This window comes from Cellulomonas taurus, assembly GCF_012931845.1.
In the GTDB taxonomy this organism is placed as follows: Bacteria; Actinomycetota; Actinomycetes; order Actinomycetales; family Cellulomonadaceae; genus Cellulomonas; species Cellulomonas taurus.
On the sequence record NZ_CP051884.1, the window covers coordinates 2,778,363 to 2,802,785 of the forward strand.

Annotated in this window: 27 protein-coding genes; 1 reads left to right on the top strand and 26 read right to left on the bottom strand. The window is 71.0% G+C overall.

The window, feature by feature from the left end:
* Positions 1-42: 42 nt before the first annotated feature.
* Both truA and HGK68_RS12865 read right to left on the bottom strand, forming a co-directional pair.
* On the bottom strand, positions 43-942 hold the full coding sequence (gene truA / locus HGK68_RS12860) for a tRNA pseudouridine(38-40) synthase TruA (protein WP_169166327.1): 900 nt from the start codon (positions 940-942) through the stop codon (positions 43-45).
* Positions 939-2,225 carry an ADP-ribosylglycohydrolase family protein gene (locus HGK68_RS12865; RefSeq protein WP_206155750.1) on the bottom strand — a complete coding sequence of 429 codons (1,287 nt, stop codon included), beginning with the start codon at positions 2,223-2,225 and terminating at the stop codon, positions 939-941. The genes truA and HGK68_RS12865 overlap by 4 nt, the downstream gene beginning before the upstream one ends.
* Before the next feature lie 41 nt (positions 2,226-2,266).
* Between HGK68_RS12865 and HGK68_RS12870 the strand changes: the two genes are divergently transcribed.
* Positions 2,267-3,037: an ROK family protein gene (locus tag HGK68_RS12870; RefSeq protein WP_169166328.1), complete on the top strand. Its 771-nt coding sequence runs from the start codon at positions 2,267-2,269 to the stop codon at positions 3,035-3,037.
* On the opposite strand, the gene HGK68_RS12875 is transcribed toward HGK68_RS12870, so the two are convergent.
* The 24 genes from HGK68_RS12875 to rplP form a co-directional block, all read right to left on the bottom strand.
* Complete coding sequence (locus tag HGK68_RS12875; RefSeq protein ID WP_169166329.1) at positions 2,997-3,731, bottom strand: alpha/beta fold hydrolase; 735 nt, start codon at positions 3,729-3,731, stop codon at positions 2,997-2,999. The two genes, HGK68_RS12870 and HGK68_RS12875, sit on opposite strands and share 41 nt — an antisense overlap.
* 76 nt (positions 3,732-3,807) lie before the next feature.
* Positions 3,808-4,347, bottom strand: coding sequence for a 50S ribosomal protein L17 (gene rplQ / locus HGK68_RS12880; protein ID WP_169166330.1), 540 nt, complete (start codon positions 4,345-4,347; stop codon positions 3,808-3,810).
* Between the two features lie 60 nt (positions 4,348-4,407).
* Entirely contained in the window at positions 4,408-5,418 is a 1,011-nt protein-coding gene (locus HGK68_RS12885) for a DNA-directed RNA polymerase subunit alpha (protein ID WP_169166331.1), read from the bottom strand.
* A 136-nt stretch (positions 5,419-5,554) separates the two neighbouring features.
* The gene (gene rpsK, locus HGK68_RS12890; protein ID WP_168630736.1) at positions 5,555-5,956 is read right to left on the bottom strand and encodes a 30S ribosomal protein S11; all 402 of its coding nucleotides are present in this window, start codon (positions 5,954-5,956) and stop codon (positions 5,555-5,557) included.
* A gap of 95 nt (positions 5,957-6,051) precedes the next feature.
* A complete protein-coding gene (gene rpsM, locus HGK68_RS12895; protein ID WP_169166332.1) occupies positions 6,052-6,426 on the bottom strand; it encodes a 30S ribosomal protein S13 in 375 nt (124 codons plus the stop codon).
* A 194-nt stretch (positions 6,427-6,620) separates the two neighbouring features.
* Positions 6,621-6,734 carry a 50S ribosomal protein L36 gene (rpmJ, locus tag HGK68_RS12900; protein ID WP_013117849.1) on the bottom strand — a complete coding sequence of 38 codons (114 nt, stop codon included), beginning with the start codon at positions 6,732-6,734 and terminating at the stop codon, positions 6,621-6,623.
* 78 nt (positions 6,735-6,812) lie between these two features.
* Entirely contained in the window at positions 6,813-7,034 is a 222-nt protein-coding gene (infA, locus tag HGK68_RS12905; protein WP_013770189.1) for a translation initiation factor IF-1, read from the bottom strand.
* A gap of 262 nt (positions 7,035-7,296) precedes the next feature.
* Entirely contained in the window at positions 7,297-15,780 is an 8,484-nt protein-coding gene (locus HGK68_RS12910) for an SdrD B-like domain-containing protein (RefSeq protein ID WP_169166333.1), read from the bottom strand.
* Between the two features lie 265 nt (positions 15,781-16,045).
* Entirely contained in the window at positions 16,046-16,882 is an 837-nt protein-coding gene (gene map / locus HGK68_RS12915; protein ID WP_169166334.1) for a type I methionyl aminopeptidase, read from the bottom strand.
* Positions 16,883-16,886: 4 nt separating this feature from the next.
* Positions 16,887-17,465, bottom strand: a complete 579-nt coding sequence (locus tag HGK68_RS12920) for an adenylate kinase (RefSeq protein WP_206155751.1) — start codon at positions 17,463-17,465, stop codon at positions 16,887-16,889.
* Positions 17,465-18,763 (bottom strand): preprotein translocase subunit SecY, encoded by a 1,299-nt coding sequence (gene secY / locus HGK68_RS12925; RefSeq protein WP_169166335.1) that lies wholly within the window; start codon positions 18,761-18,763, stop codon positions 17,465-17,467. The genes HGK68_RS12920 and secY overlap by 1 nt, the downstream gene beginning before the upstream one ends.
* Positions 18,764-18,957: 194 nt before the next feature.
* Positions 18,958-19,596, bottom strand: coding sequence for a 50S ribosomal protein L15 (gene rplO / locus HGK68_RS12930; protein ID WP_169166336.1), 639 nt, complete (start codon positions 19,594-19,596; stop codon positions 18,958-18,960).
* Between the two features lie 2 nt (positions 19,597-19,598).
* Positions 19,599-19,781 carry a 50S ribosomal protein L30 gene (gene rpmD, locus HGK68_RS12935; RefSeq protein ID WP_168630730.1) on the bottom strand — a complete coding sequence of 61 codons (183 nt, stop codon included), beginning with the start codon at positions 19,779-19,781 and terminating at the stop codon, positions 19,599-19,601.
* A complete protein-coding gene (rpsE, locus tag HGK68_RS12940) occupies positions 19,781-20,419 on the bottom strand; it encodes a 30S ribosomal protein S5 (protein WP_169166337.1) in 639 nt (212 codons plus the stop codon). The genes rpmD and rpsE overlap by 1 nt, the downstream gene beginning before the upstream one ends.
* Positions 20,420-20,465: 46 nt before the next feature.
* Entirely contained in the window at positions 20,466-20,837 is a 372-nt protein-coding gene (rplR, locus tag HGK68_RS12945) for a 50S ribosomal protein L18 (RefSeq protein ID WP_169166338.1), read from the bottom strand.
* A gap of 3 nt (positions 20,838-20,840) precedes the next feature.
* Positions 20,841-21,380, bottom strand: a complete 540-nt coding sequence (gene rplF, locus HGK68_RS12950; protein WP_169166339.1) for a 50S ribosomal protein L6 — start codon at positions 21,378-21,380, stop codon at positions 20,841-20,843.
* 26 nt (positions 21,381-21,406) lie between these two features.
* Positions 21,407-21,805 carry a 30S ribosomal protein S8 gene (gene rpsH / locus HGK68_RS12955; protein WP_169166340.1) on the bottom strand — a complete coding sequence of 133 codons (399 nt, stop codon included), beginning with the start codon at positions 21,803-21,805 and terminating at the stop codon, positions 21,407-21,409.
* 96 nt (positions 21,806-21,901) lie between these two features.
* Positions 21,902-22,087, bottom strand: coding sequence for a type Z 30S ribosomal protein S14 (locus HGK68_RS12960; RefSeq protein ID WP_169166341.1), 186 nt, complete (start codon positions 22,085-22,087; stop codon positions 21,902-21,904).
* A gap of 1 nt (position 22,088) precedes the next feature.
* Entirely contained in the window at positions 22,089-22,655 is a 567-nt protein-coding gene (gene rplE, locus HGK68_RS12965) for a 50S ribosomal protein L5 (RefSeq protein WP_281358350.1), read from the bottom strand.
* Positions 22,655-23,002, bottom strand: coding sequence for a 50S ribosomal protein L24 (rplX, locus tag HGK68_RS12970; protein ID WP_169166342.1), 348 nt, complete (start codon positions 23,000-23,002; stop codon positions 22,655-22,657). The genes rplE and rplX overlap by 1 nt, the downstream gene beginning before the upstream one ends.
* A gap of 2 nt (positions 23,003-23,004) precedes the next feature.
* Complete coding sequence (gene rplN / locus HGK68_RS12975; RefSeq protein ID WP_169166343.1) at positions 23,005-23,373, bottom strand: 50S ribosomal protein L14; 369 nt, start codon at positions 23,371-23,373, stop codon at positions 23,005-23,007.
* Between the two features lie 81 nt (positions 23,374-23,454).
* Positions 23,455-23,757 carry a 30S ribosomal protein S17 gene (rpsQ, locus tag HGK68_RS12980; RefSeq protein WP_169166344.1) on the bottom strand — a complete coding sequence of 101 codons (303 nt, stop codon included), beginning with the start codon at positions 23,755-23,757 and terminating at the stop codon, positions 23,455-23,457.
* 7 nt (positions 23,758-23,764) lie between these two features.
* Positions 23,765-24,004, bottom strand: coding sequence for a 50S ribosomal protein L29 (gene rpmC, locus HGK68_RS12985; protein WP_034625876.1), 240 nt, complete (start codon positions 24,002-24,004; stop codon positions 23,765-23,767).
* The gene (gene rplP, locus HGK68_RS12990) at positions 24,004-24,420 is read right to left on the bottom strand and encodes a 50S ribosomal protein L16 (RefSeq protein WP_169166345.1); all 417 of its coding nucleotides are present in this window, start codon (positions 24,418-24,420) and stop codon (positions 24,004-24,006) included. Before rplP ends, rpmC begins: the two co-directional genes overlap by 1 nt.
* Positions 24,421-24,423: the final 3 nt, after the last annotated feature.

Genomic DNA, 24,423 nt, shown 5'->3' on the forward strand with positions numbered 1-24,423 from the left:
CTGACGCAGCAGGTCCACCGCGCCGCCGCGGCTCGGTCCCGATCAGTCGCCGGGACGGGGCAGCGGCGGCGTGTCCACGTCGTCGGCCGACCGCGGCGCGCGGGTCCGCACGGCCCGTGCCGCGAGCTCCTCGTCCGGCGGGTAGACGACCTCCTCGAGGGTGAGGCCGTGTGCCGCGACCACGGCACTGCCCGGGTCACGCCGTCCGCCGACCAGTAGCTCGGCCGGCCAGTCCAGGGGGCGGCGACCCTCCCCCACCGCGAGGCTGGCACCGACCAGCGCACGGACCATGGAGTGGCAGAACGCGTCCGCCCTGACCGTCGCCACCACCAGCCCGGCATCCGGTCCGTCGGTGAGCCGCTGCCAGCTGAGTTCGTCGAGCGTCCTGATCGTGGTCGCCCCCTCCCGGGGCTTGCAGTAGGCGGCGAAGTCGTGGCGGCCCAGCACCCGCTGGGCGGCGACGTGCATGGCGTCGGCGTCCAGGCGGCGGCGGTGCCACAGCACGTGGCTGCGCCGCAGCGGGTCGCGCAGCGCCGGGTCGTCGCACACCCGGTACACGTACCGCCGGGCCACCGCGGAGAACCGGGCGTCGAAGCCCTCCGCCGCCGGCCGCACCCCGCGCACCACCACATCGGCCGGCAGCACGCCGGTGAGCCGGGTCAGCAGCGCCTCCGCCGGGTCGCGGTCCGAGCGTCCGGGCAGGTCCGCCCACGCGTCGGCCGGGACGTCCACGTGCAGCACCTGACCCCGGGCGTGCACCCCGGCATCGGTGCGACCGGCCACCGTCACCCGGGGCAGCGCGTGACCGCGGTGCGCCGAGCGCAGGACCACGGCCAGGCCGTCCTCGACCACACCCTGCACGGTGCGCAGCGTCGGTTGCCGCGCCCACCCGGCGAAGTCGGTGCCGTCGTAGGCCAGATCGATCCTGACCCGCACGCTCATCGTGTCTCCTCCTGCCGTTGCACCACGATCCCGCCGAACCGGGCCTCCCCGGCCCGCAGCGGTTCACCACCGATCCACACCCGTCCGGCCGCCACCTGCGCGGAGGCCGGGCTGCCGTCCGGGTACCTCGCCAGGTACCCGCCGGAGAAGGACGCGTTGAACAGGTCGACCGGACGACCGTCCTCGTCGGTCACCCACGCGGCGCACCACCCGCAGACGTGATCCGGGTAGCGCGGGTTCGGCGTGCCGGACGTCCCGCACAGTGGGCAGGTCTGCGTCCCGGGAATCCCCGCGCGACCCGGCCCACCCTGGGCGATCACCCGCGCCCGCCCGCCGAGCTCGCGGCCGTCCCAGCCCGGCCAGCCGTGCACCTGGCGCAGCAACGGCATCGGCAGCGCCGCGACCCCCACCAGGGCACCCAGCAGACCGCCGGTGATCGCCGCCACGGTGTCGGTGTCGCCGCCGATCCGGATCGCCGCCGCCAGTCGGGCCAGGGCCTCGTCGGGCCCCGGTCGGCCGTGCACATCGTGCAGATCGTGCAGCACGTGCCACGCCGCCTGGAGCGCGGTCACCGTGAAGCCGTTCCCGGTCAGGTCGGTGTCCGGTGATGTCCGCTCCGCGTCGTCGATCCACCCCGACCAGGCGGCAGCGCGCTCCGGTGCCAGCAGGTCGAGTCCGCCACGCAGGTCGAGCCGCCCCTCGACCACCGCCACCCGCACCGCCTCCGACCACAGGACACAGGACTCGGCCGCCAGCGGGTCGGCGTGGGTCAGCTCCGCCACCGCCCGCGCGGCCACCGCCGTCGCGCGACGATCGTCCAGGGCGAGCAGCCCGACCACCGCGGTGCGCATCAACGCGCCGTTGCCCGCCGCCCGTCCGGTGTCCGCGAACACCTGCCAGGCGGCCGCACGCATCCGCTCGGCGGGGCCGCCGTCACCACCGGCCGCCCGGTCGATCACCGCCGCGGTCTGCACCCCGATGTCGCTCGCCCCGCCGGACCGCCAGGCGACGAAGGCCGCCGCCACCGCGTCCAGCTCGGCCTCGGTGCGCAACCGCCCGCCGCGTGCGGCCACGCGGACCAGGCACGCGGTCATCTGGGTGTCGTCGCTCCACTCCCCCGGTGCATAGGGCCCGAGACCGCCGCCGCGCAGCTCCGGCCACTCCTGCGGCCCCGGCGGTGTGCCGAACTCGTAGGGGACGCCGAGCGCGTCGCCGAGCGCCTGGCCGAGCAGCGCGCCCGTCGCACGATCCAGCACGTCGGGGGCGAGGGGTGGCTCCAGCACCCGATGAGCCTACGGCCAGGGAGCTGCTCTACCGTTGCTCCGTGCCCACACCGTCCAGCAGCCCGTACACCCTCGCCGTCGACTGCGGCGGCGGCGGGATCAAGGCTTCCGTGCTGGACGCCTCCGGCACCCTGCACGCCCCGGCGGTGCGCGTGCCCACCCCGTACCCGCTGCCGCCGGAACGCCTGGTGGACACCATCGCGGACATCGCGGCGCAGCTGCCGCCGTCGGATCGCGCGACGGTCGGGATGCCCGGGATGATCCGGCACGGCGTCGTGGTCGCCACCCCGCACTATGTGACCCGCTCCGGTCCGCACACCCGGGTCGACCCCGAGCTGGTCGAACTGTGGGCGGGATGCGACATCCGGGCCGCCTTCGAGCGGCGGCTCGGCGTGCCGACCCTGGTGCTGAACGACGCCGAGGTGCACGGCGCCGGGGTGGTCTCGGGCTCCGGGGTGGAGCTGGTGCTCACCCTCGGCACCGGCCTGGGCTCGGCGCTGTTCGACGGGGGCCGCCTGGCCCCGCACCTGGAGTGGTCGCACGCGCCGATCCACCGGGGCACCACGTACGACGAGTACATCGGCCAGATCCAGCGTGCCCGGCTGGGGGACGCGATGTGGTCCCGGCGGGTGCGCCGGATGATCGACGGGCTGCGGCCGGTGTTCCGCTGGGACCGGCTCTACCTCGGCGGCGGCAACTCCCGCGCGGTCACCGCGACCTCGCTGGCCCGGCTCGGCGACGACGTGGTGATCGTCCCGAACCAGGCCGGGATCACCGGTGGGGTCCGGGCCTGGCAGCTGCGGACCGACTGAGCTCGTCGACGGCCCCCAGCAGCACCCGGGTGAAGCCGACCGGAGCGCTGAGGCTCACCAGGTGGGTCGCCCGGGGCACGATCACCAGCCGACCGTCCGAGCAGGCGGCGAGGAAGCGGCGCTCCTCCCCCCGGAAGTGGTCGTAGCGACCGTTCACCAGCCAGACCGGTGCGCGCACCCGCCGCAGGTCGGCCACCGGGTCGGCGGACCGCATCGCACCGAGCACGTCGTCCATCACGTCCAGCGCGAAGCCACCCGCCGCGACGTCGATCGCCGCCTGGGCCGGCAGCACCGCGTCCACCGAGCGCTGGTTCAGCGCGGCGCCGGCATCCGGCAACCGGGCGATCCCCCGGGCCAGCACCGTCCACCCGTCCAGCAGCAGCCGCAGCGGCCGGGTGCAGCAGCTCGCGGCGACCAGACCCGCCACCTGCTCGGGATGCCGTGCGGCGTGCCGGATCGCGACGTAACCGCCCAGGGACAACCCGACCACCGCCGCGCGGCCACCGACCGACCGCACCCCGTCGGCCACCGCCTGGACGGCACCGTCCAGCGTGAACCGCTCCCCGCGGCGTTCGCCGTGGCCGGGCAGATCGATCGCCACCGTCGGGCAGCCGTAGCGACCCAACGCCTCCTGCTGGAACCGCCACATGGTCCGCGAGGTGCGCAGACCGTGCACGAACACCACCGGGGTCATGCCCCGACGCTACCGACACGACGAGGCCCGGCCCACCCTCGCGGATGGACCGGGCCTCGTACGCGTGCGGTCGGACTCAGGCCTTGGCGGCGTCGTCCGTGGTGCCCTCGGCGGTCTCCTCGGCCGGAGCCTCGGTCGCCTCGGTGGTCTCCTCGGCGGGAGCCTCGGTGGTGGTCTCGACCGGGGTCTCCTCGGCCTTCGGAGCCGACTTCTCGGCAGCCTTGGTGGCCTCGCGGACCACGGACTGCTTCGGGGACAGCGGCTCGAGCACGAGCTCGATCACGGCCATCGGCGCGTTGTCACCCTTGCGGGGGCCGATCTTGGTGATCCGGGTGTAGCCACCCTGACGCTCGGCCACGGCCGGCGCGATCTCCGCGAACAGGGTGTGCACGACGGACTTGTCGCGGATGGTGGTCATCACGCGACGGCGGGCGTGCAGGTCACCGCGCTTGGCGAAGGTGATCAGGCGCTCGGCCAGCGGACGCAGGCGCTTGGCCTTGGTCTCGGTGGTGGTGATCCGCTTGTGCTCGAACAGCGCAGTGGCCAGGTTGGCCAGGATCAGCCGCTCGTGCGCCGGTCCGCCACCGAGCCGGGGACCCTTGGTGGGCGTAGGCATGTCGTTACTCCTTGGTTCCAATGATGGGCTGGTCCGCGATCATCGCGGACCTCCCCGGCGTCAGTACTGCTCGTCCTCGGTGAAGTCGCCCTCGTCGCCGTCGTAGTACGCGGCGGCGGTCGGGTCGAAGTCGAGCGGGCTGTCCTTCAGGGACAGGTTCAGCTCGGCCAGCTTCTCCTTGACCTCGGTGATCGACTTCGCACCGAAGTTGCGGATGTCGAGCAGGTCAGCCTCGGAACGCGCCACGAGCTCGCCCACCGTGTGGATGCCCTCGCGCTTGAGGCAGTTGTACGACCGGATGGTCAGCTGCAGGTCCTCGATCGGCAGGGCCAGATCGGCGGCCAGCGCCTGGTCGGTCGGCGACGGGCCGATCTCGATGCCCTCGGCCTCGACGTTCAGCTCACGGGCCAGACCGAACAGCTCCACCAGGGTCTTACCGGCCGAGGCCAGTGCGTCCCGCGGGGAGATGGCGGCCTTGGTCTCGACGTCGACGATCAGCTTGTCGAAGTCGGTGCGCTGCTCGACACGGGTCGCCTCGACCTTGTAGGTGACCTTGAGGACCGGCGAGTAGATCGAGTCGACCGGGATGCGGCCGATCTCGGCCTCGAAGGCCTTGTTCTGGTTGGCCGACACGTAGCCACGGCCGCGCTCGACGGTCAGCTCGATCTCGAGCTTGCCCTTCTCGTTCAGCGTGGCCAGGTGCAGGTCGGTGTTGTGCACCTCGACACCGGCCGGCGGCACGATGTCGGCGGCGGTGACGTCACCGGCACCCTGCTTGCGCAGGTACATCACGACCGGCTCGTCGTTCTCCGAGGAGACGACCAGGTTCTTGATGTTGAGGATGATCTCGGTGACATCCTCCTTGACCCCGGGGACGGTGCTGAACTCGTGCAGCACGCCGTCGATCCGGATGCTGGTCACGGCGGCGCCCGGGATGGACGACAGCAGCGTCCGGCGCAGGGAGTTGCCCAGCGTGTAGCCGAAGCCGGGCTCGAGCGGCTCGATGGAGAACCGCGAACGGTTCTCCGAGATGACCTCTTCGGTCAGGGTGGGGCGCTGTGCGATGAGCACTTCGGTGTTCCTCTCAGCGTGCGTCCGCCATATGACGCAGCGCAGGTACGCAAAGGGTCGCGCGGGTCTCGGTCCACCCGGACGACCGGCCGATACGCCGTGCCCTCAGCTGAGGACACGGCGTATCGACGACGGATCAGACGCGGCGACGCTTCGGGGGGCGGCAGCCGTTGTGCGCCTGCGGCGTCACGTCCTGGATGGAGCCCACCTCGAGACCGGCGGCGGTCAGCGACCGGATCGCGGTCTCACGGCCCGAACCCGGGCCCTTGACGAAGACGTCGACCTTCTTCATGCCGTGCTCCTGCGCCTTGCGAGCAGCGGCCTCGGCCGCCATGCCGGCGGCGTACGGGGTCGACTTACGGGAGCCCTTGAAGCCGACGTCGCCGCCGGAGGCCCAGGAGATCACCGCGCCGCTGGGGTCGGTGATCGAGACGATCGTGTTGTTGAAGGTGCTCTTGATGTGAGCCTGGCCGACGGAGATGTTCTTCTTCTCCTTGCGGCGCGGCTTGCGCACACCAGTACGGGTCTTGGGAGGCATTCGCTCGTTCTCTCTACGCGTCTACGTGGTCTGTGGGTCGCGGCGGATCGCTCGACCGGCGGTGCTGGATCAGCAGCCGGGCCGGGGCGATCTGCTCAGCGGGCCTTCTTCTTGCCCGCGACGGTGCGCTTGGGACCCTTGCGGGTACGCGCGTTGGTCTTGGTGCGCTGACCGCGCACCGGGAGGCCGCGACGGTGACGCAGACCCTCGTAGCAACCGATCTCGACCTTGCGGCGGATGTCGGCGGCGACCTCACGGCGGAGGTCACCCTCGAGCTTGAAGTTGCCCTCCAGGTGGTCGCGCAGTGCGACCAGCTGAGCGTCGTCCAGGTCCTTCACCCGGACGTCCGGGCTGATGCCGGTCGCCTCGAGCGTGGCCTTGGCGCGGGTGCGACCCACGCCGTAGATGTAGGTGAGCGCGATCTCCAGCCGCTTCTCGCGGGGGAGGTCGACGCCGATAAGACGTGCCATGTGCCTGGTGGCTCCTGTGACTTCATCCGAAGGTCTTCCACACCGTCCTCCCGCCTGGCTGCGGGCCCCGGCCTCCGGACCGGGGGTTCACCGGCCACCTGGGGTGGCGCGGTGCGGCGATGCGCTGATGGTGACCGCTAGTCGCTAGCGGGTCACCGGGGTTCGTTCAGATCGACGACACGTCCTGGGCTGATTCAGCCCTGACGCTGCTTGTGACGCAGGTTCTCGCAGATCACCTGGACACGACCGTGCCGGCGGATCACCTTGCACTTGTCGCAGATCTTCTTGACGCTGGGCTTGACCTTCATGGCCTGTTCCTCCGCCGTCGATCCGCCGGCTCCCGACGGGAGTCCGAACGCGTCGACGGCGATGCTCGATCGGTCGGTTTACTTGTAGCGGTAGACGATGCGCCCGCGGGACAGGTCGTACGGGCTGAGCTCGACCACCACCCGGTCCTCGGGGAGGATCCGGATGTAGTGCTGGCGCATCTTGCCCGAGATGTGGGCGAGAACCTTGTGACCGTTGGTCAGCTCGACGCGGAACATCGCGTTCGGCAGAGCCTCGACCACGCTGCCCTCGATCTCGATGACACCGTCCTTCTTCGCCATGTCCTCCGCTAACTGTTGTGCTTCACTTCCGACCCGCGCCGGTCCGAGTGGATCGGTGCGGTGTGTGTGCCCGGCCTCGACCGAGACCAGCCCGCGCGCGAACGAGCCGATGTCACGGCTGATTCGCGGACGAGCGTGCGACAGCGCGAGGGCGCACACCCAACGGACAAGCATACGCCATCGGGCCGCGTCGGGGAAACGCGCCCACCGCTGTCGAGTGGACACGCCGGGGCGGGCAGGATCGACTCGCCCCGGCGTGTGCTCAACGACCGTGCCGGGTGCGGTGTTCAGGCCGCCGACGGCGCAGCAGCACCAGCACAAGACCGGCGACGGTGAGGACCAGCGCCCCGCCGATCACACCCGCTGGGGCGGATCCGGTGATCGCCAGCAACCCGGAGGCGGCGTCCGGGACGGCCGGCGCCGACCCGGCGACGGGCGCCCCGGACGGTGCCGGGTCGTCCACCGGCAGCGACACCGGGTCACTCCAGGAGCCGTTGTCGTCCGGGTCGACCGGGAACGGGTACTCGTGGTCACCGGTGATGACCGTCGCCGTGTTCCGCACCGAGGCCCGGCTGTCCGTCAACGCCGTGACGATCCGCACCGTGGCGGTCTCACCGGCCGCGAGCGCCCCCGGGTGGTCGCAGGTGACGACCTGTCCGTCGACCGTGCAGTCGAAGCCGTCCCCGGACGCCGAGGTGTAGCGCAGGCCGGAGGGCAGCGTGTCGACGACGGTGAAACCGGCGTAGGCGTCCTGGGTGCCGACGGAGGCGACCGTCAGCTCCCAGGTCACGCTGTCCAGCGTCCGGCCGGCCACCGACTTGCGCAGCGCCAGCTGCACGTCGTCGGCGAGCACCCAGCCGAAGTCCAGCGTGAGGTCCTGCTGGCCGCCGATCAGCGTCGCCGAGGCCGCGTCGTCGGTGGACGAGTCGGCACCGCGGTCCGACCCGACCTCGGCCAGGGTCGGGCGGTGCCCGGCCAGCGCCTGGCCCGAGGCGACCCGGTCGACGCTGACCACATAGGCACCCGGCAGCAGGTTCCCGAACCGGTAGGTCCCGTCGGCGTCGGTGGTGACCGGGCCGACCGGAGTGCCGTCGGCGTCGTTCACCTCACGGCCGTCCGGGGTGCGCAGCACGAGCACGGCACCGGCGATCCCGGGCTCGTCCGCGTCCTGCACGCCGTCACCGTTCCGGTCGAACCAGACCCGGTCACCGACCGCCACCGGGATCTCGACCAGACCGGCGTCCCAGGTGGAGTCGATCCGGCTGGCCACCACACCGTCGTCGGACCGTGCCAGGCGCATGCCCGGCGCATCGGGACCGACGGTGACCGTGGCCCGGGCCAGCGTCGGGGTGACCGCTGCCGCGTCGGAGTCGTCATCCGCCCGGGCGGCGGCGTGCACGGTGGTCCAGGTGTAGCGCGCGGCATCGGCGGCGGAGAGCTCGAACTCGACGGTGTAGTCGCCCGGCTCCAGCAGATCCGCGTGCCACAATCCGTCGACGTCGGTCACCACGCTGGCGACCTCGGTCCCGTCGTCCGCCAGCACCCGCACGGTGACACCGGCGAACGCGGGCTCTCCCGGGTCCTGCGCACCGTCCCGGTCGGAGTCCAGCCAGACCCGGTCACCGATCGCCCACAACGGCCGGAAGCCGAAGTCCAGCGAGGGGTCGATCTCCCCGCCGCGCAGCACCCGGGAGGTGGCCACGCCGGTCGACGAGTCGGTCTCCGCGGTGCCCTGCCCGTCCTGGGTGGGGACGTAGCCGTCCGGCCCCTGGGTGACGCGGACCTGGTACTGGCCGGGCAGCAGGTTGTCGAACAGGTAACCGCCGTCGGCGTCGGAGACGACCGGCGGGACCGGATCGCCGTCCAGGTCGAGCACCGGGTCACCGGCGGCGTCGGTCAGCTCCAGCCGCACCCCGGCCAGGCCGGGTTCGCCGTCGCCCTGCACCCCGTCGGCGTTCAGGTCCACCCACACCCGGTCGCCCACTCGCACCGGGCGCTCGGCCAGGCCGATGTCCCGGGTCGGGTCGGCGTAGTCGGCGTCGGTGACACCGGACCAGCCGGGCTGGCCGGCCAGGGAGGACACGGTGACCAGCGGCGAACCCGCCGTCAAGGTGAACACCCCGGTGCGTCCCACGGCAGCCGTGACGGCGGTGGCGTCCGAGTCGCCACTGGTCTCGCCGACACCGGTCGCGGTGAAGGTCCATCGCGTGGCGAGCGTCGGGGGCAGTTCGACCTCGACCCGGTAGTCGCCGGGGTCGAGGGCGGTGAACCGGTAGAAGCCGTCCGGGTCGGTGGTGGTGTCGGCCAGCACGTCACCGTCGGCGCTCAGCAGGCGCACGGCGGCGCCGTCGACGCCCTCCTCCCCCGGGCCCTGACGCCCGTCCCGGTTGGTGTCGAACCACACCCGGTCACCGACGGCGAGCAGGCGATGCTGCACCCCCGCGTCCCGGGTCAGATCGACCAGCGCGGCCGTGACGCCGGGATGGGCGGCGCGCCAGGCGGCGGAACCGGCCGAGACGTTCGGGGCACCGTCGGTCAGTTCGACCGACGAGATCAGCGCGGTGTCGCCCTCGCCGTCCGGCACCGCGTCGGAGTCGACGGCATCGTCGGAGCCACGGTCCACGGCGGTGAAGACGTACCGCGCCGCCGCGTCCGCCGGCAGCGTGATCCGCACCTGGTAGCTCCCGGCGGGCAGGCCGTCGATCAGCCACTCGCCGTTCGCGTCGGATGCCGCCTCGGCCGCCCAGGTGGCCCCGGCACCCGACCCGGCGTACAGGTCGACGGTGGCGCCCGGAACGCCCGGCTCCCCCGCGTCCTGGATCCCGTCGCGGTCGATGTCCAGCCACACCCGGTCGCCCACGGCGAAGCTGCTGGCACCCACCTGGTCCGCGGCGACGGCGAAGCGCGCCCCGGCCTTCAGCGGCACCGAGGTGACGTCATTCGGTCGGCCCACCGCCGCGTCCGCGGGCACCCGGAACGCGAAGGAGTTCCAGGTGTCGGTCGCCACGGTCGCGCCGGTCAGCGGGGTCCGCATCGACCAGCCGACCCGCACCGACTCCCCGGAGGAGAACCGGTCGGCGCCGGCGAAGCTGACCACGAACTTGAAGCCGGTCACCCGGGCCGCCTGCGCCGCGGGGACGCTGCCGGTCAACGGGGCGCTGGTCCAGGTGCCCGGCACCGGGTCGAACGCGCTGCTGGCGGCCACGCCACCCGCGCGGTACTGCGCGGTGGTGGTGTAGACCTCGAGCTTCGCACCGGCGGGCAGCCCGGCCATGGACACCAGTGCGGGCAGGTTGCCGTCCCACACCGGTCGCCACTGGCTGTCCCGGGAACCGGCGGAGGCCATCGCCGGGTAGTCACCGACGGCGGGCAGCATGTCGACCAGCTCCAGCTTGTCGGTGGACACGCTGGCCCGGCTGGTGACCTGCACCTGCCAGTCGGTGACCGACCCGGAGCTGCTCACCACCGAGCACGGGTAGCGGAACCAGGTCGCATCCGCTCCGGTGCCGCGCGGAGCACAGGCGCCGCTGGTCCCGGGCTTCGCGGCCGTGGTGCGCACGGCACCGGCGCCGGTGCGGCTGTCCCGCACCCACTCCTCCGAGACGTACACGTTCGCGCCGCCGATGGTCAGCGACCCGGCGGTGACCACGCAGCCCTGGGCGAGGGCGTCGTAGCTCCCCGGCGCGCAGGTGGTCCCGCCGTCGGCCCCGGTCGAGGTGGCCACCACCGGGCGACTGGCCGAGGCGGCGGAGGCGGTGTTGACGATGGTCACCGACGACAGGTCCTGGGCCAGGCGCACCCAGAGCAGGATCTCCACGGTGGCACCGGGTACCAGGCGCTCATCGGCACCGAAGGCGAAGGTGATCGTCGAGTCGTCGGCGGTCACGGTCGGAGCGCCGAGGCCCTGCACGCTCCACGGCTGCTGCCCGGCCGGTGCGTCGCCGAACAGCAGCGAACCGTCCTCGGGCAGCCGGTCGGTGACCACCAGCCCGGTCAGGTCGGCTGCCCCGGACCCGGATGCGGTGTTCGTCACCGCGAGCCGGTACTGCACGAAGTCACCCGGCTTGCGGGCGGCCGGGTTCAGTTCGGCCTTCTGCACCCGCACGGTGGCGGCACCGGCATGCACCGTCACCGCCAGTTCGGCGGAGTCGGTCGCCACCGAGGCGAGGCCGTCCCGGATCGCCTGGGCGGCGATCCGGTTCGTGATCGCACCCCGGACCGTCTCGCCCGGGTTGCTGCTCAGCTCGGCCCGGTCCTGGTAGCGCCAGCCGTTCGCGCCGACGGCGCTCGGCAGTCCACCGGTGCGCAGTTCCTCGCGCAGCGAGCCGGTCATGGTCAGCTCGCCGTAGCCCTGTCCCGGCGCGGTGATCCGCTGGGCGTCGGTGCTGACGAACCGGACCCGCACGCCGATGACCTGCTCCGCGGTGGCACCGTGGCTCGCGGCGATCGCGTCCAGGTCCCAGGCGGTGCCCGGCGTGCCGGTGGCCCAGCTGTGCCACACCTGCTCACCGGCGTAGGCGCCGGTGGTGTCGATGTCGAGGTCGGCACCGGCCAGCAGCACCTCCAGCCGCGCCTCCTCCGCACCGGTGGGCAACCGGTCGACCGTGATCCGGTGCGCCGCCACGGCGTTGAAGAACCGCGGGTCGGCGTCGGTGACGAGCAGTTCGTCCGCCTCGGTGCGACCGAAGTTCTGCACCGACAGCACCGTGGTGATGGTGGGCGTCGTGGCGTCACGCTGGACGTCCACCGTCGGCACCTCCAGCGCGGGCACCGCCAGCACCTCGGGGTCCTGCACGGTGACCGAGGCGGTCCGGGTGGAGCTCACGATCTGCGGCAGGCAGCTGCTGGGCGAGCCGGTCTCCGGAGCGACGCAGACCCGCGCGTCCCAGAGCGTGGTGCGCACGGTGTTGTCGATCCGCAGCCCCGCGACCGTGTCGGCACCGGTCACCCGGTTCTCGGCCAGCAGTCGGGTGTCCAGCACCATGGTGGCGCGCTGCCCGGCGGCGATCCGGCCGGTGTACGTCAGCTGGATGCCGACCACGTCCGTGAGCTGTGCCGCCGTCAACGCCTTGGCGGCGGTGCTGGTGATCGCGGGGTCGGCGCTGATCGTGCCGTCACCCGCCACCCGGTAGAGCACCACGTCCAGCCGGGTGGACCCGGAGATGCTGTCCGAGAGACTGCTGATCTTGGTGATCGAGAACTGCGCGAACGGCGAGTTCGCCGTCAGCGTGGGTGCACTGTCGATCCCGGCCGGCTCGGTCAGCTGGAAGGTGTCGACCCGGGTGGTGGCGGTGCTCGTCCCGGAGACGGTCAGGGTCGCGGTCGGCCACTGATCGGCGGCGGCGGCCTGGCCCTCGACCGGCAGCGCCAGCTGGTCCAGGTCGGTGCTCGGCTTGAGGGGGTCGCCGTTGGAGGAGCGCAGCCAGGTCTTGGCGGCGGTCACGCCCACCGAGGCGGCCGTGACCTGGTAGGTCCATCCGGAGCTGTTCACCGGGCCACCGAGGTCACCGCCGGAGCCGGTCACCCGGCCGGAGTTGGCGATCCTCCCGGGGTTTCCGGTGTTGGTCACGAAGGCGTTGTTGATCGGGGCGTTGTTCGCCCGCGAGGTGTCCCGCAGGGTGAAGGCCAGTTGGATCTGCCGGGTCGGGCCGTCGACCGCGGCCACCGCGTCCGCGCTCGCGCCGGTGGTCAGGTCCGGGATCAGCGCCTGACGCCAATCGTCCGCGGCGACGGCGGTGGTCCGCTCCGCGGCGCTGCGCGGGGCGTAGCTCAGCTGGATGCCGCCGATCCGCGCCTGCACACCGGCCGAGATGCTGGTGATCCCCGGGAACGACCCGACGTACGGGAAGGCACCGTTGACGTTCGTGCCACCGAACCGCAGATCCGTGCGGTTCCCGGAACGCGCCACCCACGCGGAGCCGTTCCACTGCTGGTCCTTGAGCGAGATCCAGTCGGCGCGCACGGTGTCGAACACCCGCACGTCGGTCACCTGGTCGAAGGCGAGGTACGGGTCGTAGGCGGACCCGGTCTCGGCGGCCGGGCCGGAGGTGATCGGCCGCACCGAGGTCAGGTTGAAGCTGTCCCAGAAGCTCTGGCTGCTGCCGGTGCTCGGAGTCGGGTTGGCGGCGGTGAGGCCGTTCGCGTCGGTGACGGTGATCGCGGTGTGCCGCTCGCCGTCCGTGCCCCAGGTCAGCGTGGCCAGGGTGGTCGCGCCGCTGCCCTCGATGCCGGAGGTGGAGCTCAGGCCCTTCACCAGGGCGTGGTGACCGTCGGTCCCGGGGTCGACGGCGGTGACGGTGTCGGTGACCCGGGTGACCGGGCTGGTGACCACGTTGCCCTCGATCGTGGCCGAGGAGGTCACCTCCGCGACGTTGGTGACCGAGGTGGTGGCGTTCCAGGTCTGGCCGTTCAGCACGGCGCCGCGCACCTGGAAGGTGACCAGGACGCGGAACACGGTGCCGTCCGGGAAGGTGTCGTCGGCCGGGGCGTGCGACACCAGCCGCATCCCGCGCCAGGTGTCGCTGCCGCTCAGCGCCGACAGCGACCCGGCGTAGGTCTGCCAGACCGGCGCGCCGGTGGTGTTGGTGTAGAACTCGACCCCGGTGCCGGAGGGCGCCTCGACCGACTGCGGCAGGAAGACGTTCCACCAGGCGGCGCCCGCGTTGGAGTTCAGTCGTGCCGAGTCCTCGATGGTGAGCGTGTCCGGCAGGTGCTCACTGGCGCCGTGCCGGGAGACGGCCTCCAGCACGGCGGTCACGGAGCCGCCGACCGTCGAGACGTAGGGCTCGACGACGGTCTTGGTGCCGTTCACCGCGACGGTGGGCACCGCGACCGCGATCTGCGCGGCGGTGACCGGGCGGTTGCCGCTCTGCGCGGTGCGCGGGGTGACGGCGGAGGTGGACGAGCCGAGGGCGGCGACCGCGGTGGTGTGCGCGGCGTAGGTCGTCGCCGCCGCGGCGGTCGCGGCGCGCAGCAGCACCGGCACCGTGACCGTGGCACCCATCGGCACCGCCGACCCGGTGCCCCGCACGACGGCGGTGTAGCCGGTGACCTGCGACCAGGACCCCAGCCCGAAGGCCGCCGGGTCGGTCGGAGCCACCGGACTCGCGGCGTTCAGGGTCACGGAGCCGCCGACCCCGTCGGCGGTGAGCACCGTGAGCACCAGGTCCGCGGCACCGGTCAGCCCGGTGACCTGCAGTCCGGTGCCGTCGGCGACCGCACCGGAGCGCCCGGCACCGAAGCCGGCGAAGGTCAGCCCGGCACCGAACACCCGGGTGTCCACCGCGGGCAGGTCGGGGTCGAGCAGCGTGTTGGTCGCGGTGACCTGCGCGGCGCTGGACGGGACGGTCAGGGTCAGCTGCTCGACGGCGCGGCGCGACCAGTTGGTGCCGACCGAGGTCAGGCGGACGTAGCCACCGCCGTAGACGGTGCCCGGGTTGACCCCGGCGAGGGCGGTGGTCGACCCGGCGTAGGGCCGCGGGTCGTACACCCGGAAGCCCTTGCTGTCGGAGCTGCTCGCGGTGCCGGTTCCGCGGAGGGCCACGGAGGTCGCGGCACCGGTGACGGTGAGCGTGTTCAGGTCCGAGGCGGTGTCGAAGGCGGCGGCCGGAGCGTTCGTCACGTAGTCCACCGGGGCGCTGTTCCGGGCGACCGGGGTGGAGTTGGTGCTCAGGTGCTCGCGGACGCCGATGCTGAGCGTCGATGCGGCTCCGGTGGCGATCCGGCTGCCGGTGTAGACCACCTGCAACCCGGTGAGGGTGCCGCGCACCTGCGGGGTCAGCCCGGCGAGCAGATCGGTGCCACCGGTGGTGACGGTGCCGAGGTCGACCTTCACCGGTGCGGAGCTGCCGGAACCGTTCCAGGTCCAGCCGGACACGGTCGCGGAGGTCGCACCGGTCGGCCACCCGGTGATGGTCGCCGAGGTGAGGTCGAGCAGCATGCCCGCGGTGCCTGCGGCAGGACGGGTGGACGGGTCGGCGCCGCCCCAGTTCACGGTGAACTGGTCGGCGGGGTCGCCGCTCAGGGTGCTGGTGACGGTCGCGGTGTTGGTCGGCGAGTCGACCTGGTCGTCCACCCCGGACAGGAAGCTGCTGCGGGCCCACGCCACCGCGGTGGTGGTCGCCAGGTTGACCGGGAACTCACCGTTCACCCGGATGCGCGAGGGCTGCCCGGTGCCCGCCGCCGAGGACGGGAGGACCACGGCGGTGCCCTGCTGGCTGCCGCCGCCCAGCGGCGCGATCAGGGTGCTGTCGAACTTGAGCGTGCCGATGGTGCCGGCGGTCAGGCCGACCTCGCCGTCACCGACCGGCAGGGTGAAGGTCACCCGGAACGCCGCGGCCGTGTCGTACCCCGCGGCGGGCTGGGTGGCCTGAGCGTCCGCCCAGTAGGTGATCGTCGGCGGCACGTCCAGGCCGTCCACTACCACCGGCGAGCTGAGCTTCAGCGCCGCCAGGCTCACCGTGACCGCCGCGTCGACGCAGTGCTCGGTGTCGCTGGCGCACCGGTAGGTGAACGACGAACTGACGGTGTTGCTCGCCGGGCTGGCGGCAAATGCCTCGTCGGTCAGATACGTCGGGTCGGCGGCAGGCTGCTGCGCGAGCCGGGTGGCGCCGGAGGTGACCGAGAATCCGGTGGTCTCCAGCGTCGGGTCGGCGGCGACCGCGGGGGTCGCGAGCAGCAGGGTGCCCAGCAGCGCGAGCACAGCGGTGATCGCGGCCGAGCCGCGCAGGTGATGCAGGGGGGTCATGTCCGTCCGAGCAGTCGTACGAGCGCACCGGGGTGCGGGAACGACTGGTTCTCGGCAGCTTCCTGACCGGACATGAATCCGGTATGCGGGTGAATCTCCGGTATGACCGATTTACCCGCTAAGGGGTGGGGTGGTATCACCCAGAGGTGTCACCCGGGCGCCCGATGGTCCCCCAGGTGGCCCAGCCGGAGCTGATACCGGCCGTTCAGACCCCGGCGGGCGGGGCCACGACGTCGCGGCCCGGCCGGCAGGGAGTCAGGCCGGCTCAGTCCAGGCTGGCGAGCGGGACGCCGCGGGCACCCAGCTCGGCGGCTCCCCCGTCGACGGCGGTCAGCACGAACAGCCCGTCCGGCAGCAGCGCGACGCTGTGCTCCCAGTGCGCGGCACGGGAACGGTCGGCGGTGATCACCGTCCACTCGTCGGCGAGCGTCTCGGTGGCGATGGTGCCCCGGGTGATCATCGGTTCGATGGCGAGGCACATGCCGGGCTTGAGCCGGGTCAACCGCTCCCGCACCCGGTAGTTGAGCACGTCCGGGGGCAGGTGCATCTGGCTGCCGATCCCGTGCCCGACGTACTCCTCGACGATGCCGTAACCGACACCGGAACCGTCCACGGCGTCCTCGACCGCCTCCCCGACCACGTTCAGCCGGTCGGCCAGGCCGTCGCCCGCCCACAGCGCGGCGATGCCGTCCCACATCGCCTTCTCGGTGACGGCACTCAGGGCGACATCCGCCGGGTCGGCATCGTCGAGCACCAGGGACAGCGCTGAGTCACCGTGCCACCCCTCGACGATCGCGCCGCAGTCGATCGACACCAGATCCCCGGCCTCCAGCACGCGAGACCCGGGGATGCCGTGCACGACCTCCTCGTTCACCGAGGTGCAGATCGTGGCCGGGTAGTCGTAGTACCCGAGGAACGACGGCGTGGCACCGGCCGCGGCGATCACCTCGGCGGCGGCGGCGTCCAGGTCACCGGTGGTCACCCCCGGCTTCGCCGCCGCGCGCGCGGCGGCGAGGGCATCGGCCACGACGAGTCCGGCCCGCCGCATCAGACGGATCTGATCCAGCGTCCTGAGCTCGATCTTGTCACGGCCGAATGCCATGTCGTCAGCCCAATCGGGGTTCGATCGCGGCCAGCAGCCGCTCGGTCACCTGGTCGACCTCGCCGAGGCCGTCGACCTGCACCAGCAGGCCACGGGCCGCGTAGAGACCGGAGATCGGTGCCGTCTCCTCGGCGTAGACGTCCAGCCGACGGCGGATCACCGGCTCGGTGTCGTCCTCACGGCCCTCGATCTCCGCACGCTTCAGCAGCCGCGGAACCACGACCTCGGGGTCGACCGTGATCTCCAGCGCGACGTCGAGGGTCACCCCGGCCTCGGTCAGCGTGGCGTCCAGCGCCGACACCTGAGCGGTGTTGCGCGGGTAGCCGTCCAGCAGGAAGCCGTTCACGGCATCCGGCTCGGCCAGCCGGTCGCGCACCATCGAGTCGGTGACCTCGTCCGGGACCAGCTCACCGCGGGAGCTGTACTCCTGCGCGAGCTTGCCCAGCTCGGTGCCGCCCTTGATGTTGGCGCGGAAGATGTCGCCGGTGGAGATGGCCGGGACGCGCAGCCGCTCGGCGAGCTTGGCGGCCTGGGTGCCCTTCCCGGCACCCGGCGCACCCAGGAGGATCAGACGTGCACCCATCAGCGGAGGAACCCTTCGTAGTGACGCTGCTGCAGCTGCGACTCGATCTGCTTGACGGTCTCCAGACCGACACCGACGACGATCAGCACCGACGACCCGCCGAACGGGATCGAGGTCCCGACGCCGAGCACGATGAACGCGATGGTCGGGATCAGGGCGACCAGGGCGAGGTAGATCGACCCCGGCGCGGTGATCCGGGTGATCACGTAGTCCAGGTACTCGGCGGTCGGCCGACCGGCGCGAATACCCGGGATGAAGCCGCCGTACTTCTTCATGTTGTCGGCGACCTCGTCCGGGTTGAACGTGATCGCGGTGTAGAAGTAGCAGAAGAAGATGATCAGGAGGACGTACAGCCCGATGTGCAACGGCGCACCCGGGTTCGCCAGGTGGGCGGCGATCCACTGCTTCCAGCCGGCGGTCTGGTCCCCGAACCCGGCGAGCAGCGACGGCACCTGCAGCAGGGACGACGCGAAGATCACCGGGATCACACCGGCCATGTTGATCTTGATCGGGATGTAGGTGCTGGACCCGCCGTAGGTGCGGCGACCCACCATCCGCTTGGCGTACTGCACCGGGACCCGGCGCTGCGACTGCTCGACGAAGACCACCAGGGCGATCACCAGGATGATGATGACCAGGATGATCGCGAAGGCGCCGATGCCACCGGAACCACCGGCGATCGACCACATGGCGCTCGGGAAGGACGCGGCGATCGAGGTGAAGATCAGCAGCGACATGCCGTTGCCGACACCGCGCTCGGTGATCAGCTCACCCAGCCACATGATCAGGCCGGTACCGGCGGTCATGGTGAGGATCATCAGACCGGTGGTCACGATCGACCCGTCCGGGATCACGTCGACCGAACAGCCGGTGAACAGCTGACCGTTGCGCGCGGTGATGATGACGGTGGTCGACTGCAGCACCGCCAGACCGATGGTCAGGTACCGGGTGTACTGGGTCAGCTTCGCGGTGCCGGACTGGCCCTCCTTGTGCAGGGCCTCGAACCGCGGGATGACCACCCGGAGCAGCTGGATGATGATGCTCGCGGTGATGTACGGCATGATCCCCAGCGCGAACACCGACAGCTGGAGCAGTGCACCACCGCTGAACAGGTTCACCAGGCCCAGGACACCGCTGTCCGAGCCCGACTGCTCGATGCAGACCTGCACGTTGGAGTACGAGACCCCCGGGGTGGGCAGGAACGAACCGGCCCGGAACACGACCATGATGCCGATCGTGAACAGCAGCTTGCGCCGCAGATCGGGGGTCCTGAAGGCCCGCACGAATGCGCCTAGCACCTGTCCTCCTGCTTCCGCCGACCGGCGGGTTGTGTGTGGTCCAGCTCTGTTCCGGGCACAGCTCGGCTCAGAGCACTGTGGGGAACCCTAACCGACAACCCACCGCCCACGGGTACACCGCCGCGAATTGAGTGGTCGCTGGGTGGAGACAGCAACAGGGCCGGTGGGTATCCCCACCGGCCCTGTTGTCCGACTCAGTCCTGCTGCGCGACGCTGCCGCCGGCGGCCAGGATCTTGTCCTTGGCCGAACCGGACAGCGCGTCCACCGCCACGGAGAGCTTCACGGTGAGCTCACCGGCACCGAGCACCTTGACCGGCTGGCCCTTGCGGACCGCGCCCTTGGCCACCAGGTCCTCGACGGTGACCTCGCCACCCTCGGGGTACAGCGACGCGAGCTTCTCCAGGTTCACGACCTGGTACTCGACCCGGAACGGGTTCTTGAAGCCGCGGAGCTTGGGCAGCCGCATGTGCAGCGGCATCTGCCCACCCTCGAAGCGCTCCGGCACCTGGTACCGGGCCTTGGTGCCCTTGGTACCACGACCGGCGGTCTTACCCTTCGACGCCTCACCACGACCCACACGGGTCTTGGCGGTCTTGGCGCCCGGGGCGGGACGGAGGTGGTGGACCTTGAGGGTGCCGCCGGCACCTTCGGTGGTCTTGGCCTCGTCCTTGGGCGCAGCGGCCTTGGCGGCCGCCGGCTTCTTGGCAGCCGGCTTCTTGGCGGCGGGCTTCTCGGCAGCAGCCGCAGTGGCCGTCGCCTTCGCCTTGGTCGCCTTCGGAGCCTTGGCCGGGGTCTCCTCCGGAGTGGTCTCGGCAGCCTTCTTCTCAGCCATCGTCACTCCACCTCCTCGACCGCGACCAGGTGCGTCACCGTGTTGACCATGCCGCGGATCTCGGGACGGTCCTCCTTGACGACGACGTCGCCGATCCGCTTCAGGCCCAGGGTGCGCAGCGTGTCGCGCTGGTTCTGCTTACCGCCGATGGCGGACTTGGTCTGGGTCACCTTGAGGCGGGCCATCACGCACCCACCTTCTCGGTCTTCTCCGGACGACCAGCGGCCTGCGACCGCAGGAGCGCCGCCGGAGCGACGTCCTCGAGCGACTTGCCACGGCGCGCGGCCACGGCAGCCGGCTCCTCCAGGCCCTGCAGCGCCGCCACCGTGGCGTGCACGATGTTGATGGCGTTGGAGGAACCCAGGGACTTGGACAGGATGTCGTGCACGCCGGCGCACTCCAGCACCGCACGCACCGGACCACCGGCGATCACGCCGGTACCCGGGGACGCGGGGCGCAGGAAGACGACACCGGCAGCGGCCTCACCCTGGATCGGGTGGGTGATGGTGCCCTGGATGCGGGGGACGCGGAAGAAGTTCTTCTTCGCCTCCTCGACACCCTTGGCGATCGCCGCGGGCACCTCCTTGGCCTTGCCGTAGCCGACACCCACGGTGCCGTCGCCGTCGCCGACGACCACCAGGGCGGTGAAGCTGAAGCGACGACCACCCTTCACGACCTTGGCGACACGGTTGATCGAGACGACGCGCTCCAGGAACGCGCTCTTCTCCTGGGCGTCCCCGCGGCGGTTGTCGCGGCGGCCGCCGTCGCGACGGTCGCCACCACCCTGCGGTGCGCCCGTGTTGCTGCGCTGAGGAGCAGCCATCAGTGGTTCCTCACCTTCGATGCGGGAAATGCCAGCACAGTCGTGGTCACAGGGCCAGCCCACCCTCGCGGGCGGCGTCGGCGACCGCGGCCACCCGACCGTGGTACTTGTTGCCGCCGCGGTCGAAGACCACCGCGTCGATGCCGGCGGCCTTCGCACGCTCGGCGATGAGCTCGCCGACGCGCTTGGCCTTGGCGCTCTTGTCGCCCTCGGCACCGCGCAGGTCGACCTCGAGCGTGGAGGCCGACACCAGGGTGCGGCCCACGCCGTCGTCGACGATCTGGGCGACGATGTTCCGGTTGGACCGGGTCACGACCAGACGCGGACGCGCGGCGGTGCCCGCGATCTTCTTGCGCAGACGCAGGTGGCGGCGCTTACGGGCGATGTACTTGCCCTTGCCCTTAACGATGATCGCCATGGCTCACTTACCAGCCTTTCCGACCTTGCGGCGGACGTTCTCGCCCGCGTACCGCACACCCTTGCCCTTGTAAGGCTCGGGCTTGCGGATCTTCCGGATGTTGGCGGCGACCTCGCCCACCTGCTGCTTGTCGATGCCCGCGACCGAGAACTTGGTCGGGGACTCGACGGCGAAGGTGATGCCCTCGGGGGCGGTCACGATCACCGGGTGGCTGAAGCCGAGGGCGAACTCGAGGTCCGAGCCCTTGGCGGTCACGCGGTAACCGGTGCCGACGATCTCGAGCTTCTTCTCGTATCCGTCCGTCACGCCGACCACGAGGTTGGCGAGCAGGGTCCGGGTGAGACCGTGCAGCGAACGGGACTGGCGCTCGTCGTCGGGGCGGCTGACCACAAGGGCGCCGTCCTCGTCACGAGCGATCTGGATGGGGGAGGCCACGGTGTGGCTCAGGGTCCCCTTGGGGCCCTTGACCGTCACCACGGCGCCGTCGATGTTGACGTCCACACCGGTCGGGACCGGGACGGGGAGTCTGCCGATTCGAGACATTGCTTGACTTCCTTTCCGTCTCGGGCTTACCAGACGTAGGCGAGGACTTCCCCACCCACGCCCTTCTGGGCTGCCTGCTTGTCGGTGAGCAGACCGGAGGACGTGGACAGGATCGCCACGCCCAGGCCGCCGAGCACCTTGGGCAGGTCGGTGGACTTCTTGTAGACCCGGAGACCGGGCTTCGACACGCGCTTGATACCGACGAGCGCACGCTCGCGGTTCGGGCCGTACTTGAGGGAGATCACGAGGTTCTTGCCCACGCGGGCGTCCTCGACGGTCCAGCCGGAGATGTAACCCTCCGCCTGGAGGATCTCCGCGATGTGGGACTTCAGCTTCGAGAACGGAATCGTGACCTCGTCGTGGTGCGCCGAGTTCGCGTTCCGCAGACGGGTCAGGAAGTCTGCGATCGGGTCGGTCATCGTCATGGGGGCGTCTGCCCTTCCTCGCCGTGGTATCCACGGCGGTGCTGCCGGCTCAGTTCACCGAGCGACAGCACCGCCGCGGACCTGCGACGTCGTTGGTTACCAGCTGCTCTTGGTCACACCGGGGAGCTGGCCGGCGTGGGCCATCTCCCGCAGGCAGATCCGGCACAGCCCGAACTTGCGGTACACGGAGTGCGGACGACCGCACCGCTGGCACCGGGTGTAGGACCGCACGGCGAACTTCTGCTTGCCCGCGGCCTTGTTGATCAGGGCGGTCTTCGCCATGTCAGTCCTCCTTGAAGGGGAAGCCCAGGTGCTTCAGCAGCGCCCGGCCCTCCGCGTCGGTGGTCGCGGTGGTGACGACCGTGATGTCCATACCGCGGACACGGTCGATCTTGTCCTGGTCGATCTCGTGGAACATCGACTGCTCCGTGAGACCGAAGGTGTAGTTGCCGTGGCCATCGAACTGCTTGGCCGACAGTCCGCGGAAGTCGCGGATGCGGGGCAGAGCGGTGGACAGCAGGCGGTCCAGGAACTCCCACGCCCGGTCGCCGCGCAGCGTGACGTGCGCGCCGATCGGCATGCCCTCACGCAGCTTGAACTGCGCGATGGACTTGCGAGCCTTGGTCACCTGCGGCTTCTGACCGGTGATCTGCTGGAGGTCGCGGATCGCGCCCTCGATCAGCTTCGAGTCCTTCGCCGCGTCGCCCACGCCCATGTTCACGACAACCTTCACCAGGCGCGCGACCTGGTTGATGTTCTCGTGGTTGAACTCGGAGCGGAGCGTCGAGCGGATCTCCTCGTTGTACCGGGTCTTCAGACGCGGCATCGGGTAGGTGGTCTCGGCGGTCATCAGATGTCCTTACCGGAGCGCTTGGCGACGCGGACCCGCACAGTGCGGGTCCGGCCGTCACGCTCGACCTGCTCGGTGCGGTAGCCGACCCGGGTACCGCGCTTGGTCTCGGGGTCGACCAGCATCACGTTGCTGATGTGGATGGGCGCTTCGACCGTCTCGATGCCACCGGTGCGGGAGCCGCGCTGCGACTGCCCGACCTTGACGTGCTTGGTGACGCGGTGGATGCCCTCGACGAGCACGCGGTCCCGGTCCGTCAGCACCTCGAGCACACGGCCCTGCTTGCCCCGGTCCTTGCGCGAACCCGAGATGACGACCACGAGATCGCCCTTCTTGATCTTCGCCATGATCAGATCACCTCCGGAGCCAGCGAGATGATCTTCATGAACCGCTTGTCACGCAGCTCGCGGCCCACGGGGCCGAAGATGCGGGTGCCTCGCGGCTCGCCGTCGTTCTTGAGGATCACCGCAGCGTTCTCGTCGAACTTGATGTACGAGCCGTCCTGGCGCCGGCGCTCCTTGCGGGTGCGCACGACGACCGCCTTGACGACGTCGCCCTTCTTCACGTTGCCGCCCGGGATCGCATCCTTGACGGTGGCGACGATCACGTCACCGATACCGGCGTAGCGACGGCCGGACCCACCGAGAACACGGATGCAGAGAATCTCCTTGGCACCCGTGTTGTCGGCGACCCGAAGTCGCGACTCCTGCTGAATCATTGACTAACTCCTGTCGTCTGCCGGTTCTCGCACCACGGTGCGAGCCTGGCCGAACGGATAAGGGGGGAGAAAAGGGAAGGCTTACTTCGCCTTCTCGAGGATCTCCACCAGACGCCACCGCTTGGTGGCGGACAGCGGGCGGGTCTCCATGATCACGACCAGGTCACCGATGCCGGCCTGCGAGGCCTCGTCGTGGACCTTGACCTTGCTGGTCCGCCGGATGACCTTGCCGTAGAGCGGGTGCTTGACCCGGTCCTCGACCTCGACCACGACGGTCTTGTCCATCTTGTCGCTGACCACGTAGCCGCGCCGCGTCTTGCGGTACGGACGCGCCTCGGGCGCGAGCTCAGTGGTGGTCGCGGCAGCGTTGTTCTTCTCGCTCATCGAGTCCTCACTCGCTCGCGCTCGGCGCGGTCCGGATGCCGAGCTCGCGCTCGCGCAGGATCGTGTAGATCCGGGCGATGTCGCGACGCACGGCCTTGAGACGCCCGTGGCTCTCGAGCTGACCGGTGGCCGACTGGAAGCGCAGGTTGAACAGCTCCTCCTTGGCCTTCTTCAGCTCGGCCACGAGGCGCTCGTCGTCAAAGGCGTCCAGCTCGCTGGGAGCCAGGTCCTTGGTGCCGATAGCCATCAGTTACCACCCTCGCGAACCACGAAACGGGTCTTCATCGGGAGCTTGTGCTGGGCGCGACGCATGGCCTCGCGCGCCAGCGGCTCCGGGACACCGGCGAGCTCGAACATCACTCGACCCGGCTTGACGTTGGCAATCCACCACTCCGGCGAACCCTTACCGGAACCCATGCGGGTCTCGGCAGGCTTCTTGGTGAGCGGGCGGTCCGGATAGATGTTGATCCAGACCTTTCCGCCACGCTTGATGTGGCGGGTCATTGCGATACGAGCAGCCTCGATCTGCCGGTTGGTGACGTAGGCGGGCTCGAGAGCCTGGATGCCGAAGTCGCCGAACGCGATCGTGGTGCCACCCGTGGCAGCGCCGGAGCGCTTCGGGTGGTGCTGCTTGCGGTGCTTCAGCCGACGCGGGATCAGCACGGC